Annotated in this window: 14 protein-coding genes and 1 other RNA gene; 7 read left to right on the forward strand and 8 right to left on the reverse strand. The window is 37.0% G+C overall.

From position 1 onward, the window contains the following. Positions 1 to 151: 151 nt before the first annotated feature. On the reverse strand, positions 152 to 1174 hold the full coding sequence (locus tag QFZ87_RS24130) for an acyltransferase (protein ID WP_309867273.1): 1023 nt from the start codon (positions 1172 to 1174) through the stop codon (positions 152 to 154). Between the two features lie 169 nt (positions 1175 to 1343). On the opposite strand from QFZ87_RS24130, the gene QFZ87_RS24135 reads away from it, so the two are divergent. Then, positions 1344 to 1895: a YitT family protein gene (locus QFZ87_RS24135; protein ID WP_309867275.1), complete on the forward strand. Its 552-nt coding sequence runs from the start codon at positions 1344 to 1346 to the stop codon at positions 1893 to 1895. A gap of 146 nt (positions 1896 to 2041) precedes the next feature. Then, positions 2042 to 2794: a hypothetical protein gene (locus QFZ87_RS24140; RefSeq protein ID WP_309867278.1), complete on the forward strand. Its 753-nt coding sequence runs from the start codon at positions 2042 to 2044 to the stop codon at positions 2792 to 2794. 84 nt (positions 2795 to 2878) lie between these two features. Here QFZ87_RS24140 and QFZ87_RS24145 read toward each other — a convergent pair whose 3' ends face one another. Then, a complete protein-coding gene (locus tag QFZ87_RS24145; protein ID WP_309867281.1) occupies positions 2879 to 3163 on the reverse strand; it encodes a hypothetical protein in 285 nt (94 codons plus the stop codon). Between the two features lie 151 nt (positions 3164 to 3314). Here QFZ87_RS24145 and QFZ87_RS24150 point away from each other — a divergent pair, with 151 nt between their 5' ends. Further along, positions 3315 to 4229: a phosphotransferase gene (locus QFZ87_RS24150; protein WP_309867282.1), complete on the forward strand. Its 915-nt coding sequence runs from the start codon at positions 3315 to 3317 to the stop codon at positions 4227 to 4229. Between the two features lie 175 nt (positions 4230 to 4404). On the opposite strand, the gene QFZ87_RS24155 is transcribed toward QFZ87_RS24150, so the two are convergent. Further along, positions 4405 to 7452 carry an efflux RND transporter permease subunit gene (locus tag QFZ87_RS24155; protein ID WP_309867285.1) on the reverse strand — a complete coding sequence of 1016 codons (3048 nt, stop codon included), beginning with the start codon at positions 7450 to 7452 and terminating at the stop codon, positions 4405 to 4407. Positions 7453 to 7881: 429 nt separating this feature from the next. Between QFZ87_RS24155 and QFZ87_RS24160 the strand changes: the two genes are divergently transcribed. Then, positions 7882 to 8964: a nitric oxide synthase oxygenase gene (locus QFZ87_RS24160; RefSeq protein ID WP_309867289.1), complete on the forward strand. Its 1083-nt coding sequence runs from the start codon at positions 7882 to 7884 to the stop codon at positions 8962 to 8964. 169 nt (positions 8965 to 9133) lie between these two features. Here QFZ87_RS24160 and QFZ87_RS24165 read toward each other — a convergent pair whose 3' ends face one another. Continuing rightward, positions 9134 to 9328: a hypothetical protein gene (locus QFZ87_RS24165; RefSeq protein ID WP_309867292.1), complete on the reverse strand. Its 195-nt coding sequence runs from the start codon at positions 9326 to 9328 to the stop codon at positions 9134 to 9136. A 700-nt stretch (positions 9329 to 10028) separates the two neighbouring features. Here QFZ87_RS24165 and QFZ87_RS24170 point away from each other — a divergent pair. Further along, the gene (locus QFZ87_RS24170) at positions 10029 to 10208 is read left to right on the forward strand and encodes a hypothetical protein (protein WP_309867294.1); all 180 of its coding nucleotides are present in this window, start codon (positions 10029 to 10031) and stop codon (positions 10206 to 10208) included. A gap of 306 nt (positions 10209 to 10514) precedes the next feature. On the opposite strand, the gene QFZ87_RS24175 is transcribed toward QFZ87_RS24170, so the two are convergent. Genes QFZ87_RS24175 through dcm form a run of 4 tightly spaced genes read right to left on the reverse strand, consistent with a single transcriptional unit; the run spans position 10515 to position 14399 of the window. Continuing rightward, positions 10515 to 10769, reverse strand: coding sequence for a hypothetical protein (locus tag QFZ87_RS24175; protein WP_309867296.1), 255 nt, complete (start codon positions 10767 to 10769; stop codon positions 10515 to 10517). A 42-nt stretch (positions 10770 to 10811) separates the two neighbouring features. Then, the gene (locus QFZ87_RS24180; RefSeq protein WP_309867297.1) at positions 10812 to 12266 is read right to left on the reverse strand and encodes a hypothetical protein; all 1455 of its coding nucleotides are present in this window, start codon (positions 12264 to 12266) and stop codon (positions 10812 to 10814) included. Further along, entirely contained in the window at positions 12217 to 13347 is a 1131-nt protein-coding gene (locus QFZ87_RS24185) for a DNA cytosine methyltransferase (RefSeq protein WP_309867299.1), read from the reverse strand. Before QFZ87_RS24185 ends, QFZ87_RS24180 begins: the two co-directional genes overlap by 50 nt. Then, the gene (gene dcm / locus QFZ87_RS24190; RefSeq protein WP_309867301.1) at positions 13347 to 14399 is read right to left on the reverse strand and encodes a DNA (cytosine-5-)-methyltransferase; all 1053 of its coding nucleotides are present in this window, start codon (positions 14397 to 14399) and stop codon (positions 13347 to 13349) included. Before dcm ends, QFZ87_RS24185 begins: the two co-directional genes overlap by 1 nt. 286 nt (positions 14400 to 14685) lie before the next feature. Here dcm and murA point away from each other — a divergent pair, with 286 nt between their 5' ends. Then, on the forward strand, positions 14686 to 15969 hold the full coding sequence (gene murA / locus QFZ87_RS24195; protein WP_309867304.1) for a UDP-N-acetylglucosamine 1-carboxyvinyltransferase: 1284 nt from the start codon (positions 14686 to 14688) through the stop codon (positions 15967 to 15969). 168 nt (positions 15970 to 16137) lie between these two features. Continuing rightward, positions 16138 to 16404: signal recognition particle sRNA large type (ffs, locus tag QFZ87_RS24200), an RNA gene on the forward strand. The last annotated feature ends 136 nt before the right edge of the window (positions 16405 to 16540 follow it).

A 16540-nucleotide genomic window follows, 5' to 3' on the forward strand; every position in this document is an offset into this window, starting at 1 on the left:
CCTTTTGTTTATGGGAAAATAATCCATAATTTGTAGAATTCCTCTTTGATTTTGTAGAATAACTTGAAATTTTGTAGAATAACTTGAAATTTTGTAGAATTCCTTCGATTTTGTGTAGAATTCTTTTAAAATCAAACCGAACGTCCCCCATTCACCTCCAAAAAGGCTGGCGAGGCTTTATTTTTTGCAGAAAATAATAAATTATATACGATAAAGTAAAAACAAGCGTTGCATCCAGCAGGTTCCATATTAAATGATGAGAAAAATGCCCCAAACCGAAAGAATTAAACAAAATGTCTACCATATCAATCAATAAAACATGGACCGCATAGATCCCCAAAGCATTGCCGCCGATTTTTGTAACCCATACTCCCTTTCCAAGCTGCGGATTATTGCAAGTAAAGAAGAACAAAATTACAGTAAGTAATATAGTCGATAAAAAGTATTCTCCATGCTTGGCAGATAGCCCCTTTGTCAGCAAATAGCCTTCCGCAGCCTGTAGGATTAAGAACAAACCTATCAAAGATAAATATGTCTTTTTTTCCAATCTAAAGGACTGTATGAAAGACAACCTGCTTGCAAACCAGAATCCTAAGGTAGTATAAAATAACCCAATGAATAAGGCATCGCGTGTAACTAGAGATACTTCATAGAAGATTGAATACGACTGCCCAAAAAGACCGGCTATATTTAAACAAAGGCTAAGGATTAATAGGAGCGTTATATTTTTCAACCTAAAGAATAGATAGACAACAGAAATACTCCATGCCAGAGAAATCACAAACCATAATTGATAACCACTTGTTCCATGCCCATAATAAAAGAGATTTAAAGGTGTCAATACCTCCAAATACTTAGATAACTCGTGTTTAACATTCCCACCACTTAAAGAAATCCGTAACACATCATAACCGATATAAAACAAAAGCCAACAAATATATATTTTTAAAATTTTTATTACATATCTTTTAAAATAGCCTGCAAATTGAGAAGTATTTATCACTTTGAGACCGAACAAGTACCCTGAAGCAACAAAGAAAAAGGGTACAGCAAACCTAGAAAAATTATCGAGTAAAAAGAATCCTATCTTGTCATCGCTAGGGAATGTATGGATGATGACAACTGCCACTATCGCAAAAAATTTAATAAAGTCGATCGCATAGTTTCTTTCCATTTTTCTGCCCTCTATCCCTGTTACTTTTATTCAGCCACCCCTTATTATTCCCTATATGGAAAGGCATTATGTTTATTTAGGTATTTGTACATACTTCTTATTTTCAGGGATACCACATATTTATAGTGTAAAAAGACGGGACAAGGTGATTGTTATTCTTCAGAAATTAATGGCTACTATTATTGGCAGTTTCCTAGTAGGAATTGGGGTTAATGGATTTCTCGTTCCTAATTATTTAATTGATGGAGGAATCCTTGGAATCGCACTAATTCTTCATTACTTCTTTGATTTTCAGACAGGCATTACAATGGTAGCTTTAAGCCTTCCAATCTGTATTTTTGCATCAATAAATGAAAGAGGATATTTTTTTAGCAGTTTACAAGGACTGTTACTCTCTTCTTTGTTCATTGATATACTCGCTCCCCTTCGACACCAATTCTCTGTTTCCCACCTCTCAGGTGCATTAATAGGAGGAGTGATTATTGGGACAGGAGTGGGGTTAATGCTCCGGTATAAGTCGAGCACTGGAGGAACCGACTTACTCGCGAAAATAATTTCAGGAACCTTTTCCATGAACATAGCACTTGTCATTATCGTTATTGATGGACTTATTGTTTTAGCCGGTTTTACTGTCCTTTCATTGGACAGCTTCTTCTACTCGTGCCTGGCCATTGCTACAGTGGGTCTAACCACTTCTTTATTTGCCGGTCATCAACTGTAACTTCTTTATTTGTAAAAAGCATCTAGGTAGATGTCTAATCCTAGGACAATCATGGTACATAGTATGAAATTGTGTTCGTTATAAATGTGAATATGAGGATGTTTTAAAAAAAATTCAACTAAGATGGGTAAGGAGAATGTTTCGAAATGACAGAAGAGCAAAGACAGTACCGCGAAGATTTGTTGGATTGGTGTCATAACATGTATGCGAATTGGAATCTTATGAAACCGAGGTTCTCTCAAATCTTTGTTACGGAAAGCCTAGAGGAGTGGGAAGGTTCCTGCCTTCAACTAACAGAGAAGTTACAGGCAGATTCCATATCGGACTACAGTGAATATCAAACTGCGTTACGTTTATATGAACAGTGGGAAATGCTTCTAAGTGAAACGGATTCACGCCAAGAGATGGCAGTCGATTTTGATCATCCTATGGAGATGGACCAACGTGAAGAACTTTACGAATCAGGTCCTTTTTTAGAGATGATTGAAGTGGAGCCTGAAACACATATGGACCTTGAGGAACCGACATCCCATGAAATGATGGAGGTTGAATCTGAGGAACCACACTCCCATGAGGACTCTATGGAAACAAGTGCTTTCCCAGTGGAGATGGAATTCGAATCCCATCATGATATGGATTTTGAGGAACCACACCGCTACCGTGATGAACTGCTGAATTGGTGCATGAATCTTTATGCAAATTGGGAAAATATGAAACCACGGTTTTCAAAACTCTTTGATCTCGAAAGCTTAGAGGAATGGGAAGATTCCTGCCGTCAATTAACAGTAAAACTACAAGCAGATAATAATGCAGACCTCGATGACTATCAAATTGCCATTGACCTATATGAACATTGGGAACAGCTATTAAAAGAATCGACTGCCTATCAAGAAGCGTGACATCCTCAATGGGGTAACCGATTGGTTTGGGATTGCACAAATTGCAATCCCATTCTTATTGCCTGTGTAAATTATTCTTCAAAATTACTCATGGTTAGTTTCTCTTCTGAAGGCCAAAATGGTTGTTTTTAATGAAGCATAGGCACCAATGGCAGCAGAACCATAAAACCAGCCCATGAAAATGCCTGCGAATAAGTGATGCCGATGACTTATAAATATGGAGATGCCTAATCCTAATAGTTGAGCTACCGTTGGAATAAATTTTCTCGGGACCTTCAGAAATAGTTTAATAAGTTGAGTAAGCAACAAAACTAAGGGAACTGCAATGACAGCATCCCAAAAATTTGTATGTATAGTTGGAAAATCCATTGTTCCACACCTTCAAAAATTATTATGTATCTTAACAATATTCTATCCATTCATTATCAAACTATAATTTTAATAGTTCAATTTTACTTTTTGTGGCCGTGTACCACTACTGTATAATGAATGAAATATGTACATACTGGAGTTGATTTAAATGAGTCAACCGTGGGCACCTGAGCGGGTCATTTCTGAAAAAGAAGCGGGTCTGATGATTGAAAAACAGTTCCCGCAGCTTCAACCTGCTCATTTGAAAGTATTAGGAGAAGGCTTCGATAATTCCGTGTTTCTCGTGAACAATCAATACGTATTTCGCTTTCCTCGAAGAGAAATTGCTGCCAACTTGATTCAAACCGAGAATCGGCTTCTTCCTGTGATCGAACCAATGCTACCCATCCCCATTCCGAACCCTAAGTTTCAAGGAATACCAAATGGAAATTATCCATGGCCATTTGGAGGCTACGAAATGTTACCTGGAAAAACACCTGCTAGGCTAACAAAAGAACAGAGGATGCAGTCAGTTGAGCCATTAGCCCAATTTTTGCGAACGCTACATGATTTTCCTGTTACCGAGGCGCAAAAGCTGCAGGTTCCTTATGACCAGCTCGAACGAATAAATATTGTAAAAAGAATGCCCATGCTTGCCTCCAATATTGAAAAAGCAAAGGAAAAAGGACTATTAGAGCAAAATGCTGTGGGTTTGCTGCAATCCTTTCTTTCAACCATTGAAAAACCATTGGAGGATAACAAGAAGACACTCGTTCATGGTGATCTACATATCCGCAATATGCTTGTGGATGTGAACGGTCGGATTTCAGCAGTGATTGATTGGGGCGATACCCATATTGGGCACCCAGCAGTAGATTTATCGATTGCTTATAGTTTTTTACCGGCGGAAGGCAGGGAACAATTTTTCACCTTGTATGGTAACGTTCCACCCGAAGTAAAAAAGGTGGCACGGTTTAAAGCCATTTATTCGCTCCTTGTGCTTCTTTTATATGGGGAAGATTTGCAGGATACAGACTTGGTTGAAGAATGCCGTTCGACGTTGCTTTTGGCATTAGAAGGATGAAAAAATCGGGTTCATCCACATCCCAGAAGAATTTAATCAAACGTTTGATTAGTTTCCCCCAACCCTTATGTACAAGGGTTTCATCAAATTAATTAAATGTAGATGCTCATAAAGCACGAAAAAAACAGCAAACCTGAATTTGCTGTTTTTTCTTGTTATTTAAATTGATTTTCCTTTAAATAGTGAACCCGTCAAGATTTTCTGCGGTCTTTTTCTTTAAAGCATCTCGTCTCTGTTTCTTTGCTTTTCGGAAATGGAACAGTTCGTAGAACGTTGGGATGACAATCAGTGTCAGTAATGTAGACACAATCAGTCCGAAAATGACCACGACGGCAAGCCCTTTGGAAACAAGATTCATGCTCATGGCTGATTCGTGTCCAAATAACAGCGGAACCATGGCAAATACGGTAGCGAGTGCCGTCATTAAGATAGGACGAAGACGGACACTACCTGCTTCCATAATGGCTTCCCGAATGGTCATGCTTTCTTCGTTATGACGGATTCGGTCCACTAAGACGATCGCGTTCGTCACAACAATACCCACAAGCATCAGCATGCCAATTCCCGACGAGATGTCGATGCTTGATTTAGATACGACTAGTCCTAATAGAGAACCGATCGCGGCAAGCGGAAGGGAAAGCAGGATGGCAAAGCTTGCACGGAATGATTTCAGGGTGACCAAAAGAATCATGAATACAATTCCGATCGAGAACACGGCTAGTTTTGCAAGTTCCATCAAATCATCAGATGACTGCATGGAAGACCCTGTGATTTCTGCACTTGTTCCATCCCCGAAAGCCTTGTCTTTTCCCCAGGCTACTAATTGTTTATTGATTTCTCCGGTAACGTCGACCATTTTCTTCGGATCGATCGTTGCGCTCACCTGAAGATAGTGATGTCCGTCTTTGGAATAAAGCGTGCCCGGTTGTTGGATCTGTTCTACCTTTGCCACTTTTGATAACAATACCGGACCATCTGGTGACATAATTTCTACGTTTTCCAAGTCTTTCGATGTACTTATTTCCTTTAACGCACCTAGCTTCACCGTAGTGGTACGTCCGTCAATCTTCATACTTCCGATAACAGCCGGCTGCAGCATCGCTTGAAGTGATCCTGAAATCTCCTCAGCGTTAGCGATTTTCGCATCCACCGTAATTTTCACCGTTGGTTTTTTGTTATCATCATTGGTAGCCACTTTTTGAATACCTTTGATGGTGTTTAATTTTTTTGTGATGATTTCGGCTGCTTTTTTAATATCCGAATCGTCTTTACCTAGCACATCCACCGAGACAGTGGTTTTGTTTTCACCCATTAGACCCGCTGTACTCGCTGTTAACTCTGCCTTAGGGAACTGATTTTTTGCTTTCCGCAATTCTTGTACGATTTTAGCGGAATCGGCCCCTTCCTTCAAAAACACCATGAACTGGACTTGATTGGCGTCCTGAAGTTCCCCAAACTGCGCCGCATCGGCATTGTTGCCGACCTGAACAATATTATTTTTCACACCTTTTTGATTGGAAAGAAGGGATTCCATCTTGGAAAGACCATTTTGAATGTCATCAAACTTCGCCCCGTTTTCGTACTTTAATAGAACGGAAAGATAGGCACTATCCTTCTGGTCTACCGAGCCCTTCGGAATCATGGTGAATAATCCGACCGCTCCAATCACCACAACAACCGATAAAACAATCGGAAGCCATTTATGGTTCAATGACCAACGAAGAATGGAAGGATAAAAGGTTCCTGGTTTGTGGTCTTTAGTTTTGACATTTTTCATCAATCGTCCACTGAGTGCCGGCACTACTGTTAATGCCACAAGAAGTGAAGACAGTAGCGAACAGGTAATGGTAATCGCAAACGGCGCTATTAAATCTCTTAAACTACCAGAAGCAAGGAGCATCGGAAGAAACACCGCTACCGTCGTAAGAGTAGATGACGTAATGGCTGCCGCCACTTCTCTTACCGCTTCCACGATAAAGGACGGTGTCAGTTCATTTCCTTGTTTTCTTCGGAAGATGTTTTCCACCACCACGATACTGTCATCCACGAGTCGTCCGACGGATACGGCAATTCCGCCGAGTGTCAGAATGTTTAGCGTAACTCCAAAGAAGGATAATAAAATCATGGTAATACAAAGAGAAAGCGGAATGCTGACAATCGTAATTAAGGTCATGCGGAAGCTTTTCAGGAACATCCAGATAATCAAGGTGGCAAATAAGGCTCCTGTCAGCACTTCTCTTGTCATCGAATTAATGGAATCGAGAACCGTATCAGCTAAGTTAATAAACACGGTTGCAGTTAACGTTCCTTTATAGTCATCGTTAATTTTCTTTGCTAACTCTGCCACTTGCTTACCGAGGGTGACAGCATTGCTCGTGGAATCTTTCTGTACCACGATTTCAATAAAATTCTTTCCATTCATATGCGTAATACTGGTGGTATTCTTCTCCATCGCCACGTCAGCAACATCTTTCAGTTTGATGCGGTTGTTTAACTGGAGGTTCTGAATGTCTTCAAGACTTTCTAATTTCCCTGTCACGATGATGCTGGTTTCTTGATTATTAAGGGTTTGTTCGCCTACGGCAACGGATGCATTCTTTCCTCGTAGAATCGTATACAGCTTTTCAAGAGGAAATTGGGCAGCAGCTAGTTTCGCCGTATCCACTTTGATCGAGACCTGCTGATTTTTTCCGCCGTAGGTCATGACGTTTCCGACCCCTTTAATGTCTTTAAAAAGAGGAAGGATATCGTTGTCGACGAGGTTCAGTTCTTTATTTCCGATTTCTTTATCGAATGTTAGTCCTAAGTAGACAACTGGAATCTGGGATGTATTGAGGAGCACAACGTACGGTTTCATGATTCCATTTGGAAGATTGACCATGGAGATGTTTTCTTGAATCTGTTGCTTGGCTTCTTTCAGATTCGTGTCGGATTCAAACGTCACCGTCATCTGAGAAAAGTTATTACCTGTTTCAGCCACTACATTTCGTTTCCCTTTGATGCCGGTTAATGCCTTTTCAATGGGCTGTGTTACCTGTTCGTCCATACTGACCGCGTCCATGCCGTTACCTACTACCGAAATCGTAACATATGGCTGGTCTGCAGCCGGCATGAGTTCCATAGGAATACTAGTATAATTAAAAATTCCGAAGATAATGGAGGCAATGACGGAAAAAACGAGAGCCGCTCTATTCCTCAATGCCCATTTGGTGAACCATGTCATAAATAACCTCCAAAAATACAAATTTGTAAAACTAGGAAAATTATACCATTACCAACGAACTATTACATCACAATTTGGAAGATTCATAAACTTTTACATAAATTTAACCAATTAAACGTTTGATTAATTTTCTCATCCCTTACGTACCAAGGGTTCCAGCGTTTTTAATCAAACGTTTGATTAGTTTTCTAACCTAGATACCTGATGGCCCCTTTTTTTAATTAAACGTTTGATTAGTTTTTTCGGCTCTACGTACCCGAGGGCTCAATTTTTAATTAAACGTTTGATTAGTTTTTTCAGCCCTTACGTACCAAGGGTTCCAGCGTTTTTAATTAAACGTTTGATTAGTTTTTTTCAATAGTAACTGTTCGCACCTACGGAAAGACATTATGATATGATTAGGAAATTATCATCATAGGAGGATTCACCTTGAACAAGGATTTACTTACGGAAGCAAAGGAATTTATTTGTTCTTTTTATAAAGAAACAAATAAATCAGCCCATGACTTAGAAAATCGGATAATTGAAATCACTCAACAGATACAAGGCAATGGATTTTATGAACACACCACAGAAGAATTAGAATATGGGGCAAAAGTAGCTTGGCGCAATAGTAACCGTTGTATAGGTAGATTATTTTGGAATCATTTAACCATCATTGATAAAAGACATTTACATACAGAAGAAGAAATTCGAGATGCTTTATTTGAGCACATGGGATACGCAACGAATGGTGGGCGAATTCGACCAACAATCACGATTTTTACACAGCCACGCCCAAATAAAAAGATTCACATCTGGAATCACCAACTAATTCGTTACGCAGGATATAAGACCGAACTTGGCGTTATTGGGGACCCAGGTTCCATAGACTTTACAGAGATTTGTATGAATCATGGTTGGGAACCAAAGTATGGGAAATTTGATGTGTTACCATTAGTCATTCAGGTGAACGATCACACTCCTCAAATATTTGAAATACCAGAACACCTAATACTTGAAGTTCCCATTCGTCATCCACAATATAAGTGGTTTGAAGACTTGCAATTGAAATGGTATGCAGTCCCGATGATTTCTGATATGTGCCTTGAAATCGGTGGCATCACTTATACCGCTGCTCCCTTTAATGGCTGGTACATGGGCACGGAAATTGGCGCACGAAACTTAGCGGATGAATTCCGGTATAACCTGCTACCTCAAATCGGGTCTTTAATGGGACTAGATATTAAAAGTAATATCTCATTGTGGAAGGACCGGGCACTATTAGAGTTAAACTCCGCTGTCTTACATTCCTATAAAGAAGACGGGGTTAGCATTGTCGACCATCATACCGCAGCACAGCAGTTTAAACTATTCGAAGAAAAGGAAATGGAAAACGGTCGGCGAGTTACCGGGGACTGGAGTTGGCTCATCCCACCTTTAGCACCTGCTGCCACCCATATTTTCCATAACCATTATCATAATGAGATTGTAAAACCTAACTATTTTTATCAACCCAAACCTTATGAGTGACGAATAAAAGCAACCTTAAACAGCCTTAATGATTGGCTAACTTAAGGTTGCTTATTTTTTCGGCGCTAAATCTAAACAGCGTTATCGGGGTTACCAGTTTACTTAATTGTGCTTCCAGCTTTTATGTATCAAGGGTTCTAGCAATTTAATTAAACGTTTGATTAGTTTTTTAGCTCTCAATATCTGAAAAAGGGACTTCCTGTTTATCCCTATGTATCTCTGGTATTACCTCTATCATGCATCCATCCTCAACCTTCCACTCAAGCTGTTCAAATACATCATTTATAAACTGAGATTCCTCATTATCCAATTCTATAAACCGTTCATAGTGAATCGTATACCACTTTGTCTTATCCAGCTTCAATCTATTTTTTAATAAGGTACTCTACCCATCCTTCCTGCTAGTTTGGTCCTTTCATTAGGTCATTGCACCTTCATTGTTTTTATAGAGAAAACTGAAAAAAATTGATAGGGTGATTAAAATTTGTTTAAAAAAATAACAGTGGGTTTTGCTTCCACTGCCAAAAATGTTTTGAAATTATTCGTTTTGTACAAAAGTCCTTGATAATAAACGATATTTACCCCGAGCTACTCTCTCTAGAACAAAGTATTCATCACTTACAGTTTACCACCCAATTGTTCAAAGATCACTTTTCGGATCCTTTCTTTTATCTACTCTACTTTTTTATTTCGCTCTCTACTTCTCTTACCCATCTAAGAAACTTAGGCTTATTCCTTTCATACAAGTCATTACAAATGAGATACCTTTCTTGGTGAATGATTAGATCATCCTTCCAATATCGGTCATACCCATTAATTTTTCTTTGTTCAGTAAGTGGAATACTCCATTCTACTTTCTTAAGAAAAGGATAATTAATATCAAAAGTAGTTTTACTATACCTAGCATCCTATAAAAGTCTAACTCTCTCTTCTGAAAGTAGTTGTGCTTTAATTATTTTCCTTATTGTTGCCTACTTTAATTGGCACCAGCATAAGAATTTACTATCAAGATTTTTTATGCAGTTATTTGATACCAGAACTGCACAAACTTTAAAAGAAAGAGAGTGGCAAGGAAAATGGAGTGCGCAAGGGACAATGTCGAATTGGTCTACGGGTGCGCAGGACGAGGAACAATTAGAAAAATATCTGCGAAAATCCGCTTTAAATTTGGATATAAAGTGACAGAATGGGATGAATTGAAATCGAAAAATGCTAATCCTTATACGAAGAATGGGTACGCCTGATATGGGCGCACCCTATAATTAATGAGAAAATATAAAAATTTTTTAAGATAAATAATAACATCCCAATATTATATATCAACCTTGTGACCCTTGTTGTGATAAATTTTTCACCGTATTAATTGCTTTGCCAAAGTCATATGGTTGGCTATATTCAATTTGACCACATGAAAGACATTCAACGTCACAAAGACGAAACATAATTGATTTTATCTTTTAGGGTTTTCGGATATTCTTCTATTCATATTACTGATAAAATTCCACATTTACACTTCAATTGAATCACCCTTATGGATTTATCAGCCAAATTTATACTAATTGATTTTCCTGAACAAATTTCTTATACAATTTTACCGCACGTTTTATTTGAGGCTTAACATATGTTGTAAGGTTACTAAATTCCTCATTTTTATCTAATTCCTCAAGAATTTGCTCGTAGGTGGCATTTAGGTTAAGGTCGATTATTTTCTCCACCCTCTTTAACCTAGAAATTACATCTCGAACCGATTTGCCTTTTAAACCAGTATTTTTTTCGAGCCACTCCTTAAATAAATCTAATTCCATTTTGATCCTCCCTTCTTAAGCAATAACAAGTCAACTGTCATATTAATTTTCTTGGACAGAGAATTTATTAAAAGTAAGGTCTGATATTAATTTACTTACATCACTACCCAGGTTATCCCAAATTATCTCATCAAAATCAGAATAGTCAATCTCCCTGATATTATTATCAATACAATTATATAGAAATTCAGAAAAAGTACTAGCTAGAATAATAACAGTTGGAGTATTACGGATATCGCTTCTAACAGCTGGGACATATCTTGGTGTTACTACTATCGTATATTGTCCACCAATTTTTTCCCTGTGTAATGCCAATCTACCGGCAATTAAACTCGGCAACTTATTCTTTGTTGATTTAGCCTCTACTGCAAATTTGATATTTTTATCAGTATATAGACATTCAATGTCAGTATTACTAGCGCCACCTATCTTCTCAGCATCAACATTGTAGAACATATTAAAGCCCTCAACTAATACATCTTCGAATAGATATGCTTCTTCTCCATCATTGTTATTCGAATATCTCTCAATTAATTTAGGTAACTCTAAGAGTTTAACCTCTAAATCATTTTTCATTTCTCCAATTTCTTTTAACAATAATTCTGGATAGAAACTGTGGATTTCCTTTATAACATCTTTTTTTAGTCTTTCAGGGTCATTTAATTTTAATGGCTGTTCATCATATGAGTATTCTTTTAATAATTTTAAGCAATAATCATAAATGTTTGAGGAAATACTCACTGAATTTCGAGTAACTTTTCTGAAAGTATTTGTATTCCCGTGCTGCATTTTATATATTAAATCACCATTATTTACATTGAACAAACCAACTTGTTCAAATAATCTTTTATAGTAATAGTCCCATTCGTAAACGGCATTAACTAATACATGTCTTTTCTTATCAAATAATTTTATTATATCGACGTCTGTTAATGATCTTAGATAAAGTATATCTTTTACTAACTCTTCATACTTCTCCTCATCAATGCTTTGTGTAAAAGCAACAAGGTAAGCGTACTCAAAAGCAAACAACCTTTTTTCCAGTCGTTCATCAGTAAGTAACTTAAAAATAATTCTAAATGGAAAAACTTCAATTACATGGTCCGTACCGCCGCCATAAGTATGTGGAAATTGTATGCCCCAAAGCATGGTTAGAAATATTTTCCTTATTTTATCCTTGTTCCCGATATTTTTTAAAAACAAATTTCCTAATGGACTGAACAAAAACCTTTTTTGACCGCCAACTTTATCTTTATACCCGAACATGAAAAATTGTAGCGTATTAATTCTATGGTTAATTGAATCAAGAGGCTTTTCGGGATTCCTACCAGTGTAGAAATTCATCTCCCTAAGCCTCTCCATAAGCTCATGTTTTTTTGCTTCTGAAATAAGTGACTTATTAAAACTTTTTACAGTAATTGCAAATTGAGATATTAAATTAAAATCACTAGTATGCCTGTACAGTATCCATTTTTTCTCTTCTATTCTGTAAGTCATCTGCTAATTTGTCCTCCTCAAATTTAGGACCTATCTCTCTTATTATTTTCATAAGCATTAAAGGCGGAATGGACTCACCAATTATTGTCCTTATAAAGTTGTCAGTAACCCATGTTGGAAATGCTATATCTTTAGGTATAGAAGAAACAATAAAAGTTTCTAGCAACGTCAATACACGTGCATCAGAATAGGTTCCATCTGGCTTTATTCGCCCAGGATGAACATTATTGTGTGAACTCATACTACCACAATAGGTTGTTCTTGCGTGAGCAGGTTGATCCCAAACCATTCTCTTAAATGTATTATGAAAGCCTAAAATCCTTTCCCCATTTTCCTTTTTCGGATAGTAAACTTCATTTTTTAATGCACTTTGTCCAGTAGGAGTATGTTTTAAAGCTAATACAGCTCTGTCATTCTCTACTTTAGCATAATGCCATGGGATTCCTGAATCTTCACCTGATTCAAGTGAAGGAAGATGTCCAATTGCTTCATTTAGCGCTATCTCAGACTCTAATACAGGCCAACCCCAGTTCAAACCTTTTTTATACATTTTAATTATTGCTCTTGGACGGGTTTGCGCTATTCCATAATCCTTTGCATTTAAAATAGCAGCATCAATAATGTAACTATCAGAGTACCTCTGATTCAGTATTTGCTCAAGGTGCAAATATTCCCCATTATATGGGAAGTACATATTTAAAAATTTGGGGACGTTTTCTATTAATATATAATCGAAATTCCCACTTTCTATTATATCAAAAATATCAAAAATTAGGTAATTCCTCTCATCTTCTTCAAAATGACTCTGTATTTTATTCTTGCCAAGAGTACTTAGCCCCTGACAAGGAGGTGTTGCGATTAACAACTTTACATCATCCGAAATATATGACTTTATCTCTTCCTTAACTTCAGGTAAAGTAATATCTCCATTTATCATAACTGTATCTGGGTTAAAATATTTATAACATTCAGCACGCTTAGGAATTAACTCATTTGCAGCAACAACATTTATTCCTATATCTTTAAGTAGTAGTTCGCCAATTCCAGCACTTGAAAATAATGATATTGCTTTTAAATTCATCAATTTATCTCTCCTATAATCTTTTTTAACATTAACGGTGGAATTGATTCACCAATACATTGTCTAATCAATATTTCTGGTGTGTCATCAGGTATTGCCCAATCTTCGGGTATTGAATTTAATATCATTAACTCAAGTGGAGTTAACACCCTTGCATCAGAATAGGTTCCATCTTTTAATTCCCTGCCCGGATGGACATTTCTTTGTGAGCTTATAGCATCATTTCTAATCGTAATTGTCGGAGCGGGCTCGTCCCACAAAATTCTCCTATATGTCGTGTCATACCCCTTAATTCTGCTTCCATCTTCTTTTTTCGGAAAATATATTGTATTTTGAAAGGCAGAATTTCCTGTTGGTGTATGTTTCATCCACAAGACATGTCTCTCATCATGTTTTCTAGCAAAATGCCATTTAATAGATGAAGACTCTCCTGACTCGAGACTGGGTAAATGGCTAATTGCTTCTCTTACAGTAATCTTTTTTTCCTCAGTTGTAGGCCAAGTCCAGCTTGTTCCTCTTTTAAACATCTTAATAATGGCTCTTTTTCGAGTTTGAGGTACTCCTAAATCCGCGGCATCTACAACTTCTGCTTCAATTTTATATTTGTTACTAAATTCATTAAGAAGAATATCTTGAACTGTTAATAAACTACCATTATATATCAACATTAATTTTAATAGCGCCGGTACATTTTCAATAAGGACATACGTTGGTTCTTTTATACGGATAGCCTCAATAACTTTATAAATTAAATAATTTCTTTCATCATTAGACATACTTTGTACATTTCTATTCTTTCCCGCTACGCTCATGCCCTGACAAGGAGGTGAGGCTAATAGGAAATCAATTTTATCTGGAGATGAATTAATAAATTTAGAAAATACATCTTCATTTAATATATCTCCTTGAATCATATTAGTTTTGTTATGAACACTTCTGTATAGATTAGCTCTTCTTTCAACTAACTCATTTGCAGCAAGCAATTCAATACCAACATCCTTAAAAAATATCTCGCCAATTCCAGCACTAGAAAACATTGAAATACCTTTCATAATTCCATCAACTCAATCCTAAACATTGTTTTGAAATCACATATACAAACATTCGTTCTAATTTATTATATCATGTTGGCTACGATTACGTTAATCCGTATACTAATTTACCATTAATAACAAGGATATTGACACAACAAATTTTGGTATAGACTTAACTTCAATTTTAAGCTCGTTCAATATTTTTTTTCAGTTATTAATAATTAGACTAATTTCCTTCCTACAAACACCCATACATGCAATTCGCATATCCTAATGTATGATTTTATTGTCGGAGGGAATTTGCATGGAAAAAATAATCATTCATGGAGGAAAAGCACTAAGCGGTTGCGTGCAAGTTGAAGGAGCTAAAAATGCAGCATTACCAATTATAGTTGCAGCTTTATTAGCCGAAAAAGGTAAGAATATTATTCAAAATGTACCATCCCTCACTGATGTTAATGTAACAATCGAAATTTTAAAATCCCTTAATGCTGATGTTAATTTTTCTAATAACACAGTTGAAGTAAATGCAGAAAAGAAATTAATTACAACGGCTCCTTTTGAATATGTAAAAAAAATGCGAGCTTCTTTTTTATTCATGGGAGCTCTTTTGGCACGTAACGGACACGTAAAAATCCCCTACCCTGGCGGATGTGCTATTGGTTCTCGCCCAATTGATCAACATTTAAAGGGGTTTAAAGCGATGGGAGCTAAAATAAAGGAAGGAAATGACTTTGTTGAAGCAGTGGTGAAGGAAAAATTAAATGGAGCGAAAATCAGATTTGACTTTCCTAGCGTAGGTGCTACAGAAAACATTATGATTGCTGCTACTTTAGCAGAAGGAAAAACGATTATTGAAAATTGTGCCAGCGAACCAGAAATAAATGATTTGGCAAATTTTTTGAATAAAATGGGAGCTAAAGTAAAAGGCGGAGGAACCAGTACCATTGAAGTTGAGGGAGTAGATTATCTTACTGGAGCAACACATTCTATAATTCCTGATAGGATTGAAGCAGGGACTTTTATGCTAGCTGCTGGAATTACAAAAGGTGATGTAATAGTAAAAGGCGCAATACATGAGCACCTAACCTCACTTATTACAAAATTAAAAGAAATGGGAATTAAGATTATTGAAGTAGAAGATGGGCTTAGGGTAGTTGGGACTGAAGATTTAAAACCAGTAGATATAAAAACATTACCTTACCCGGGATTCCCAACAGATTTACAAGCTCCAATGATGTCACTTTTACTTCACGCAAAAGGTACCAGTACCATTACAGAAACTGTTTTCGAAAACCGTTTTTTGCATGTAGGGCAATTTTGCCGCATGAATGCAGATATTTTGATTAAAGGAAAGTCCGCTGTTATTAACGGTATTTCCCATTTGAGAGGAGCCGAGGTTGAAGCCACAGATTTACGCTCTGCAGCGGCTTTAATATTACTTGGTTTATCCTGCGAAGACCAGACGTATGTTTCGAATTTAAATCATTTAGACCGTGGATACGTTAATTTTTCCAGCAAATTAGCTGCTTTAGGAGGAGAAATTACTCGTACACCAATAACAAACCCACTAACAAAAATAATATAACCCCTTTTGGTGATATTTGCATATTTAATAAAAGTTTTGAAATCATATTGAGTACTCTCATAAAAATCTTTACTTATTAGTATAAGGGTTTGAGAATAGGTAAAAATTGAATGGTTTTACAGTAGATAAAGTTTGCATTTCCTCCAAAACCTCAGTATATTTATATTACCGTGCTAGACGGGGAGGTAGCGGTGCCCTGTAACTCGCAATCCGCTCCAGCGAGGTTTAACCCCTTCTTTAGGTTAGGTATTCTGTAGGGACTGTCTTAAAAAAGTAATGTTGACGTTTTGGTCCTACGCAATGAGACTCCATGAACCATGTCAGGTCCGGAAGGAAGCAGCATTAAATGGATACTCTCATGTGCCGTAGGGTTGCCTGAACTGAGTTAACTGTTTAAGCAACGCTTATGGATGCCAATCAACAGAAGGTGCACGGATACATAGTTTGTTTAAACTCATCCTCTTAGATGAGTTTTTTGTTGTTATACGATTTATTTCCAAAAATAAAATGGCTTGAAGAAAAAATATTCATCAAGCCCTGAGTTTTTATTTACTGCAAATGTTTCTAAATC

Origin of the sequence: Bacillus sp. SLBN-46, assembly GCF_031453555.1 — a bacterium.
Classification (GTDB): Bacteria; Bacillota; Bacilli; order Bacillales; family Cytobacillaceae; genus Neobacillus.